Annotated in this window: 2 protein-coding genes; both read right to left on the bottom strand. The window is 42.6% G+C overall.

The annotated features are described in order from the left end of the window. Positions 1-725: tetratricopeptide repeat protein (locus F6K49_RS49280; RefSeq protein WP_293110050.1), on the bottom strand; the 725-nt coding region annotated here is incomplete at its 3' end. 440 nt (positions 726-1165) lie between these two features. After that, positions 1166-1396, bottom strand: a 231-nt coding sequence (locus F6K49_RS49285) for an alpha/beta hydrolase (RefSeq protein WP_293110053.1), incomplete at its 5' end; no start/stop codon positions are given.

A 1396-nucleotide genomic window follows, 5' to 3' on the forward strand; every position in this document is an offset into this window, starting at 1 on the left:
CGAGAGGATGTTTTTTTTTCGTGAATGGTTAGGGCTTGCTCCAAGACAGCAAGAGCTTGACGGTATCTTCCAAGCTGGGTATAAGCTTCCCCTATATTTGCCAGTGCTCTGCCTTCGCCCTCAATTGAATTGCCTGAGTTTTGAAAAATCTTCATCGCTTGGCGAAAGCATCTCAGAGCCAGTACTGGTTGATGCCAGCTATTGTGAATTTCCCCTAGGTGATTAAGGATTTTAGCAATCTCTGAGTGAGCTTGAGTTTTTTGGAAAATCCTCAATGCTTTTAGATAAACCTTAAATGCCTTATCATCCTGGTTAGTCTGGGAATAAGCCATGCCGAGATGATGAAGAATGACCCCTAAACTCTTGGGTGAACCAACATCATTGGCCATTTGTAAACTTTGCTCGAGACACTTGATTCCCCAGGCATACTCTCCCAAACGGCAATGAACTAACCCAATGCGTTTGAGAGTATCAACTTGAGCAGCCAAATCTTCGTTAGTTTGACAAATTGCTAAGGTGTTTTGCAGTGTTTTTAGTATATTTTGTAACTGATTTTTGCGATACTTACGAGATTGAGGCTGGACAGGGTCATCTCCTGCAGTCTTGTTTTGGTGTTGATCGACTTCAGTTTCAACTAGATTCTGAACCAGATGTGCCATAGTAATATTGCTCCCTGATGTAGATGGAGGGGGGATGATGGAACCCAAGAAACTTGAGTAGCCCATCTCCCTTGCTCATTTTCAGCAGTTATGTCTCTGTTTTACCTCGGTTACCAGAGATAAGATTCCTCACAACTTGCTGTATATTCCTAAATATATTTTTCAGTAAGTTAAGGAAATTATTGAGCTATTTATAAAAATTAACATCAGTAGCCTATGCACACTAATCTGGAAAGACCTAGTTGCCGTCATACATACTAGCTTCTTTCCCGATCTCCCCGTTAGGCAGTTGCCGAGGATGCGCTTCTTGAAGCAAACTCACTCTCAAAATCTGTCCGGAGAAGGGTCACACCTACTCGAATAAGGAAGTAGTAGATGCACCCTGATCACCGCCCCCAGCTTTTACAGGTTGGGGGTTTCCTGATTTTTTTACCTATTCCTCTGTGGTTCAGTCTTTTGAGCACTAACCACTTATTTTCCTCGAAGAGTAGTAATTTCTTTAAGCCTCAGCTAAGACAAATAAACTCCCGCAGCTGCTCTAGATAAACCCCTGGAGCCTCCAACATCGGAAAGTGAGCTGTATCAGGAATTTCAACATACTTCACGTTTTGACTTAATTGTGAAGCTCTACGCCCTAGTGCTGAAGGAATAATTTTGTCGTATTCACCAGAAACTAGCAGGGTTGGCACCTTTAACTGAGCGAACTTATTAGGCATTACCTCAGCCGCATACTTACA

It is taken from the genome of Moorena sp. SIO3I6 (assembly GCF_010672095.1).